Raw genomic sequence first — 6,085 nt, forward strand, 5'->3', positions numbered from 1 at the left:
CCGTCGGCCTGTCGGGGGGCGAGCGCCAGCGGGTCGCGATCGGGCGGGCGCTGCTCGCCAAGCCGCGCCTGCTGCTGATGGACGAGCCGCTGGCGGCCCTGGACGAGGCCCGGAAGGCCGAGATCCTTCCGTACATCGAGCGCCTGCGTGACGAGGCCGGCGTGCCGGTCGTCTACGTCAGCCACGCGGTGGCCGAGGTGGCGCGGCTCGCGACCACGGTGATCGTGCTGGAAGCCGGGCGCGTGGCGGCGGCCGGCCCCGCCGAGGCGATCCTGCGCCGGTCCGATCTGGTGCCGGTCCACGAGGCGGAAGCCGGCGCGCTCCTCGACATGGTCCTGGCGGGGGCCGATCCGGAAACCGGGCTGACCCGCCTGACCGGCACGGCCGGGCAGCTGCTGGTGCCGGGCCTGGCGATGCGTCCGCCCGGAACGCGGCTGCGCGTACGGATCCCGGCCCGCGACGTGCTGGTGGCGACCGAGCGGCCTCGAGGCCTGAGCGCCCGCAATATCCTCTCCGGCCAAGTCGCGACCGTGACCCCGAGCGGCGCCGACGTCGCGGTGGAGATCGATTGCAACGGCGCGCTGGTGGCCGCGCGGGTCACGGCGGCGGCGGTCCGCGAACTGGGCTTGACCCCCGGACGCCCCGTTCACGTCATCATCAAAAGCGCGACGTTCGACCCGTCGGGAATTGGAACGCTGCGACCGACGGTAGAAATTTAATCGTCCGTATTCGCCCGGAAACACTGGAATTCGGACGATGACCACAACCTTTGATTAGAGGATCGATGCGACCATGGGTTGTGCAGCCGCCGCGGCGGCTCGGCACCCGGAGGGCGTTTCGATGGGCTTGCTCCAAAGGCTTCGGTGTGGCGGTCGGTCCGGTTTAGCCTGCAGGAGCGGCAGCTCGGCGGTGGAGTTCGCCCTCGTCGCGCCGCTGCTGCTGATGCTGTTTGCCGGCATCACCGCCTTCGGAATCTGCCTGGGCGCCATCCACAACCTGCGTCAGATCGCGGCCGAGGCGGCCCGCGCCTCCATCGCGGGCGTCACCGATGTCGAGCGCGCAACCCTGGCGCAGACCATGGTGAACCGCAGCCTTAGCGGCGGCGCGATGTTCCGCCCGGGAAGCGTCGCCGTGCAGGTCGGGCCCGATCCGAGCGACGCAACGATCTACACGGTCACCGTCACGCTGGACGCCAACACCCTGGGGATCAACGTCTTCTCAAAGCTGATCCCGATGCTGCCCAGCGTCCTGCGCAGCAGCATCAGCGTCCGGAAGGGCGGCCTGTGAGCCGACTATGGTGGGCGGTCGCACGGGCGCGGCGCTTCGGCCAGGCCCGGGGCGGCAACGTGGTGATCCTCGTGGCGCTCGGCAGCTCCCTCCTGATGGGCGCCGGCGCCGTGGGGATCGATCTCGGCCAGGTGTTCCAGGCTCGCCGCAAGGCGCAGGGCGCGGCCGACATCGCCGCGATGCTCGCCGCCGTCGACCCGGCCAAGGCGGACACGGTGGCGCGCCGCTCGCTGGGCGACAACGGCTACGGGACCGCGCAGGCGACGGTGGCGACCGGCGGTTACGACGCCAGCGCCCCCAACGTCGCCCCCGGTAGCCGGTTCAACACCGGAGCGAGCCCGGCCAACGCCGTGCGGGTCGGCCTGTCGACCACGGTCCCGGTGACCTTCGGCCGGGCGATCGGGCTGCCCGGCAGCGTGCCGATCCGGGTCACCGGCACGGCGGCCAGCGCGCAATTCGCGGCGTTCACGATCGGCTCGGGCACCGCGGGTCTGAGCGGCGGGATCGCCAACGCCGTCCTCGGGGCCCTGCTGGGGGCCAAGCTGTCGCTGGGCGTCAGCGATTACAACGCGTTGGCCAGCGCCAAGGTTGACGGCCTGCGCGTCCTCGACGCGCTGGCGGCGAGCCTCAACCTACAGGCGGCCAACTACACCGACATCGTGAAGGCCAACGCCAGCGTCGGGCAGATCCTGATGGCGATACGGGTCGCCGCGCAGGGCAGTTCCGCTACCGTGGCGGCCCTCTCGAGCATCCTCAACGCGCTGCCGAACGCCGGCAACCTCGTGCCGGTCGGCCAGGTCGATGCGCTGGGCGACGTGGCGGCCTTGGCCCCCGGACGCGGCCTGGCAGGCCCGTCAGTGCAGGTGATGGATCTCCTGGCCGCCACAGCGTCCCTGGCCAACGGGCAGAACCAGGTGGCGATCGATCTCGGCGCCACCGTGCCGGGACTGCTCTCGACCCGGCTGACCCTGGCGATTGGTGAACGCCGCCGCAGTTCCGGCTGGGTCCGGCCGGGAAGCCCGAACGCCACGGTGAAGACCGCCCAGACCCGGCTGCTGATCGAGGCTACGGTCTCGGCCCCGCTCGGGCTCGGAACCATCTACCTGCCGGTCTATGCCGAGGTGGCGTCCGCTCAAGGGACGCTGCGCACGCTCACCTGCTCAGGGTCAGGCGGCGGACGCCAGGCCACCATCGAGGTGCAGACCGGCGTCGCGACCCTGGCGATCGCGGCGGTGAACCGCGCCTCGATCAACGGGGGCACCACAAGCCCGGACCTGTCGCAGCCGGCCGTGCTGATCGGGCTGCCGCTGATCAACATCGGCGGCCGGACGGTGACCAATATCGGCGCGACGACCCAGACGCTGACCTTCACGGAGGCCGATATCGCCAATCACACCACGCGCACGGTCTCGTCGGGTAACGTCGCCCAATCGCTGACCGGCAGCCTGCTGGGCAATCTCAGCCTCAACCTGAACGGCTTCGGGCTGACCCCGCTGCTCCAGACCTCCCTCGCCGCGACGCTCAGCCTCGCCGCCGCGCCCCTCGACCTGGTGCTCGATCAGGTTTTGCGCAGCCTCGGCGTGCGGATCGGCTACGCGGATGTCGAGATGGACGGCACCCTCTGCAGCCAGGCCGTGCTGGTGCAGTGACGATCAGGAGTGGCGGCGGACCGCGTAGCGGTAGCGGCGCCCCTGTTCGTCCAGCAGCTCGCTGTCCGAGCCTTCCTGCCAGACGACCTCGTCCTCCGGCGTCTTGGCGTTCGTGAGCGTCGCCCCGCGGACGATGTCGAGGCTCAGGCCGAAGCCATAATTGGTGGCCGCGGCCTCGGTGATCGCAGCCGAGATGTCGGCCTCGTCGGGCAGGCAGGCGAACAGCACGCCATCGGCGATCGCGAGGGTGTAGGTTTGCACGGATGGGCTCCGGAGATCGAGACGAGTGGGGGCCGGCACGCGAGCGCTCCAACTTAGGAGGCCCGCTCGGAACGAGAAGCGCGTTCTCTGAAATGCTGCATTGCAACATGGGGAGAGCGTCCCTCACCACAAGGTGCCGAGCCCCGGGCTCTCAGCGGGCCAGATGCGCGTTCAGGAACCGGGTGATCTCGCCGAACACCGCTTTGGTCTCCGGGGTGCCCGGGGCCGCGAGGTACTGCGCGTGCGATAGGCTCTCGAACCGTTGAAGACCGGCCTCGATCCCGGCCGCGCGCAACCCGCGATGCGTTCGCACCATGTTCGACGGGAACAGGTGGGGCATCCCGCCGATCACGATTGCGGTCGGCAGGCCGATGCAGTCGCCGTTGATCGGGCAGAGCCGCGGATCTCTTCAGTCATGCCCGGCAGCACCGGAGCCGCAGCACATTCCGGGATCGACCGCCGCACCAGGTTGCGATGCTCACAATGACGGTGAGGGCTGCCGCAAGCCCGAGAGATCGCCTGATCGCCCCCAAACCATCACAGCGCCGCTCGGGGCAGGGAGGCCGGGCGTTCCGGCTCGACCACGACGGTGGCCGGCACGGTTCCGTCGCCGACCAGGGCATCCGCAACGGCGTCGGGCGAGATCGCTGTCTCGCTGGTGGTCTCGCCGGGTTCGGCGGTGATCCTTGCGGTCTCGCGGCGCGGCGGGGTGTCGGCGCCGGCATGCTCGTCGGCGACCCGGGCCACCGCGTCCGCGGTGATCAGCCCGATCCCGGCCGCGTGCTCGGCCATGGCGACGCTGTCGGCGGCGAGCACGAGGCTGGAGCCCGCCCGGGCCACGGCCCCGGCGAGGCGAACGATCTCTTCCACCCGGGCGGCGTCGTTGGAGACGTTGCGGATGTAGACGGCGAGCACCCGCCCGGGATGCTCCTCGACGATCTGGGCGTAGACCTCCGGATCGTGCTGGCCGCTGTCGCCGATGAGCACGAACGGCAGGTCGCGGTAGAGCGACAGCATGTGGCGGATCAGCGCCTGCTTGTGATCGGTGGCCCGGCGCGGAAGCGGGTGCGTCCAGGACAGGCCCCATTCCCGCAGGAACAGCACCGGTCCCACCGGAATGCCGTGCCGCTGGAAGAACTCGGACAGCATCTCGTAGAGGCCCCAGGGGGCGCGGGACACGTAGAGCATCGGGTTGCCCTCGGACCCGCCGGCGCCCGCGTGCAGGGCCCGGTACAGGGCGGCGACGCCCGGGAACGCGACCCGGCTGTCGGCATCCTCCACGAACAGCCGCCAGAGCATCTTCAGCTTGTTGGCGACGCCGGTGTGCATCACCGTATCGTCGATGTCGCTGATCACCACGCAGCGGCAGCCGTCGGGCGGGATGAACACCGCGCCCTCGGCGGGAATCGGCGTCGTATCCTCCAGGACGAGGTCCACCGGGTGCCAGGCGCCGGGCTGGCCGGGCAGGTCGCGGGGGTGAAGGCGCAGGCGGAAATAGCCGTCGCGGTCGGTCTCGACCCGGGTCGCGTCCCCGCCGAACCGGGCTGTGATCGCAGCGCCCGCCACCGTGCGCCGGGCAATGCGCCGGCGCAGGTCGCGCCACTGCGCCCTGACGGAATCCGGGTCCTCTCCGGGGATCCCGGGCGATTGCCGGAACACCCGGCCGATCATGAAGATCTCGTCGCGCGAGCCGTAGCCGCGGTAGGGCTCGACGACGAGCCCGCCGAGGCCGGTGCCGCCGTGCCCTTGGGCGCGGCGGACCGGACGGGTTAGGACCCGCAGAGCCTTGGTGGCGCCGCGGCGGACCCGGGAAGCCATGGGGCCGGTCTCCGATGAGCGGCTCAGGCCTGCGGCAATTCGGGGGTCAGCCCCATCGCGTCGAGGCCTTCCTCCAGCAGGTCGCCGGCATCGGGCGCGCTCAGCAACTCTTTCACGGCGCCTTCGCCGGCGGCCTCGCGCTCGCGGGCGAAGCGGACCGCCTCGCCCCACTCCTCCGGCTCCATGTCGCCGCGGCCGACATACAGCAGGGCGAGCAGCTCGGCCCGGGCGTCGTCGTCGAGGCCCGCGATGGCGCCGCGGACCTCGGATTCCGTTGCGTCGTCGGTGCCCGAGGTGAGCACGTCGGTGGAGCCGTCGTCGATCGGGTTCGAACCCGAATCCGGATCCGTGTTGCCCTCCTTCACCTCGATGGCGCGCAGCCGCAGAACGATGTCGGTGACGGTCTCGACGGCGATATCCATGCGCTGGTCTCCGGACTCTAACGGGGTCGGACGTTTCCGCCCTCAAGCCGCGACAACGGGCGAGTGGCCGCCGGGTTCGCTCCGCCGAACGCGACAGGTGCGTCGCCGGCCTGGGCATGCGTGGTCCGCGCCACTTTCCGCTTGCCGGACCATAGGCTAGAGGCTGCCGAACCTTTCCAACAACCCGAACGACAGCGGCGATAGACGTGACATCTTTGAACGCCGCCGCGACGACGCCTGTCGATACCGTGGATTGTCAGTCAAACAACCTCGACAAGCCCCGGTGCCTGCCGGCGCGGGCGGCGGCGCTGCTCGGCGCCCTGGCGCTCGGCTTCATCGCAGCACCGCGTCCAGCCGAGGCTCGGGCCGCAGAGGCCAGCGCGCCGAGCTGCTACGTCACCGGGGGCGGCGGGCTGGAGATCTGCCGCGACGGGGCCGAGGCCGAGGGCGTGCTGATCGCGCCCGCGCCCTGCGCGTTCGTGCGCGGGGTCCAGATCCTGCGGCTGCCGCGCGCGGAGGCGCCGGGGCCGCTGCAGATGATCTTCCAGGGCCAGAGCCCGCTGGCGTCGCGCCGCCGGGACGAGCCCTGCCCGGAGCGGCGCGCCACCGACAGTCGCGACGGCGGGTCGCTCCGCACCGGGCGCAGCC

At 71.2% G+C, this 6,085-nt stretch carries 7 protein-coding genes and 1 pseudogene; 4 read left to right on the plus strand and 4 right to left on the minus strand.

The genetic code is table 11. The annotated features are described in order from the left end of the window. From FV228_RS18210 to FV228_RS18220, 3 genes are all read left to right on the plus strand, one after another. Positions 1 to 719, plus strand: a 719-nt coding sequence (locus tag FV228_RS18210) for a TOBE domain-containing protein (protein ID WP_147855917.1), incomplete at its 5' end; no start/stop codon positions are given. 190 nt (positions 720 to 909) lie between these two features. Beyond that, entirely contained in the window at positions 910 to 1,287 is a 378-nt protein-coding gene (locus FV228_RS18215) for a TadE/TadG family type IV pilus assembly protein (RefSeq protein ID WP_238260034.1), read from the plus strand. Further along, positions 1,284 to 2,936 carry a TadG family pilus assembly protein gene (locus tag FV228_RS18220; RefSeq protein ID WP_147855919.1) on the plus strand — a complete coding sequence of 551 codons (1,653 nt, stop codon included), beginning with the start codon at positions 1,284 to 1,286 and terminating at the stop codon, positions 2,934 to 2,936. Before FV228_RS18215 ends, FV228_RS18220 begins: the two co-directional genes overlap by 4 nt. A 3-nt stretch (positions 2,937 to 2,939) precedes the next feature. Here FV228_RS18220 and FV228_RS18225 read toward each other — a convergent pair whose 3' ends face one another. The 4 genes from FV228_RS18225 to FV228_RS18240 form a co-directional block, all read right to left on the minus strand. Further along, a complete protein-coding gene (locus FV228_RS18225) occupies positions 2,940 to 3,197 on the minus strand; it encodes a hypothetical protein (RefSeq protein WP_147855920.1) in 258 nt (85 codons plus the stop codon). Positions 3,198 to 3,348: 151 nt separating this feature from the next. Then, a complete protein-coding gene (locus FV228_RS18230) occupies positions 3,349 to 3,537 on the minus strand; it encodes a hypothetical protein (RefSeq protein ID WP_187277805.1) in 189 nt (62 codons plus the stop codon). 197 nt (positions 3,538 to 3,734) lie between these two features. Continuing rightward, on the minus strand, positions 3,735 to 5,015 hold the full coding sequence (locus tag FV228_RS18235) for a phosphatase domain-containing protein (protein WP_147855921.1): 1,281 nt from the start codon (positions 5,013 to 5,015) through the stop codon (positions 3,735 to 3,737). A 23-nt stretch (positions 5,016 to 5,038) separates the two neighbouring features. Then, on the minus strand, positions 5,039 to 5,437 hold the full coding sequence (locus FV228_RS18240) for a DUF3775 domain-containing protein (protein WP_147855922.1): 399 nt from the start codon (positions 5,435 to 5,437) through the stop codon (positions 5,039 to 5,041). A 248-nt stretch (positions 5,438 to 5,685) separates the two neighbouring features. Between FV228_RS18240 and FV228_RS18245 the strand changes: the two are divergent. Further along, positions 5,686 to 6,085: pseudogene (locus FV228_RS18245) on the plus strand (hypothetical protein); the annotation flags it as partial.

Origin of the sequence: Methylobacterium sp. WL18, assembly GCF_008040015.1 — a bacterium.
In the GTDB taxonomy this organism is placed as follows: Bacteria; Pseudomonadota; Alphaproteobacteria; order Rhizobiales; family Beijerinckiaceae; genus Methylobacterium; species Methylobacterium mesophilicum.